Consider the following 1,386-nt stretch of genomic DNA (forward strand, 5'->3'; position numbering starts at 1 on the left):
TTCTTGCTGAGACGGGCGGAGCGACCTATTCGGCGTATGACCAGATTGACAAGGCGCCGGAAGAGAAGGCTCGCGGTATCACGATCTCGACGGCTCACGTTGAGTACGAGACGGAAGCGCGTCACTACGCGCATGTGGACTGCCCTGGCCATGCTGACTATGTGAAGAACATGATCACGGGCGCGGCGCAGATGGACGGCGCGATCCTTGTTGTGTCGGCGGCTGACGGCCCGATGCCGCAGACGCGCGAGCACATTCTTCTTGCGCGCCAGGTTGGCGTTCCGGCGCTTGTCGTGTTCATGAACAAGGTCGACCAGGTTGACGATCCGGAGCTTCTGGAGCTTGTCGAGATGGAGATCCGCGAGCTTCTGTCGAGCTACGACTTCCCGGGCGACGATATTCCGATCGTGAAGGGCTCGGCGCTTGCGGCGCTTGAGGACTCGAACCGCGAGATCGGCCATGACGCGATCCTCGCCCTGATGAAGGCGGTTGACGAGTACATCCCGCAGCCGGAGCGTCCGATCGACCAGCCGTTCCTGATGCCGATCGAAGACGTGTTCTCGATCTCGGGCCGCGGCACGGTTGTGACGGGCCGCGTTGAGCGCGGTATCGTGAAGGTCGGCGACGAAATCGAGATCGTCGGCATCCGCCCGACGACGAAGACGACCTGCACGGGCGTCGAGATGTTCCGCAAGCTCCTCGACCAGGGCCAGGCGGGCGACAATGTGGGCGTTCTGCTTCGCGGCACGAAGCGCGAGGAAGTGGAGCGCGGCCAGGTTCTGTGCGCGCCGGGCTCGATCACGCCGCATACGGAGTTCGAGGCCGAGGCCTACATCCTGACGAAGGAAGAGGGCGGACGCCACACGCCGTTCTTCACGAACTACCGTCCGCAGTTCTACTTCCGCACGACGGACGTCACGGGTGTCGTGACGCTTCCGGCCGGCACGGAAATGGTGATGCCGGGCGACAACGTGAAGATGAACGTGACGCTGATCGCGCCGATCGCGATGGAAGAGAAGCTGCGCTTCGCCATCCGCGAAGGCGGCCGTACCGTCGGCGCCGGCGTCGTCTCCAAGGTGTTGAAGTAAGACGGTTTGCCGCTTCGGCGGCAGGCTTAGGAGTGTAGCTCAACTGGTAGAGCACCGGTCTCCAAAACCGGGGGTTGGGGGTTCGAGCCCCTCCACTCCTGCCACCCTCCGCAAGGGGCGCGGCAGGCCGGAGAGGCCCCCGGCCCCGGGCGGAAGCTGGAAGAGCAGCGCGGCAGGAATTTGAGAAGAGGCGTCTGAGAAAATATGGCGAAGACCAGTCCACTCGAATTCATCCAGCAGGTCCGCTCGGAGGCCTCCAAGGTCACCTGGCCGACGCGCCGCGAGACGCTTATCACCA

The 1,386-nt window shown here is 63.7% G+C and carries 2 protein-coding genes and 1 tRNA gene; all 3 read left to right on the forward strand.

The features are described from left to right. The coding region (tuf, locus tag C0456_RS20540) for an elongation factor Tu (protein WP_291056570.1) at positions 1–1,088 on the forward strand (1,088 nt) is incomplete at its 5' end. A gap of 28 nt (positions 1,089–1,116) precedes the next feature. Then, positions 1,117–1,192: transfer RNA gene (locus tag C0456_RS20545), tRNA-Trp, on the forward strand. 100 nt (positions 1,193–1,292) lie between these two features. After that, positions 1,293–1,386 (forward strand): preprotein translocase subunit SecE (gene secE, locus C0456_RS20550; protein WP_291056572.1); only part of this gene is annotated, 94 nt, incomplete at its 3' end.

It is taken from the genome of Hyphomonas sp. (genome assembly GCF_013823385.1).
Lineage (GTDB): Bacteria > Pseudomonadota > Alphaproteobacteria > Caulobacterales > Hyphomonadaceae > Hyphomonas.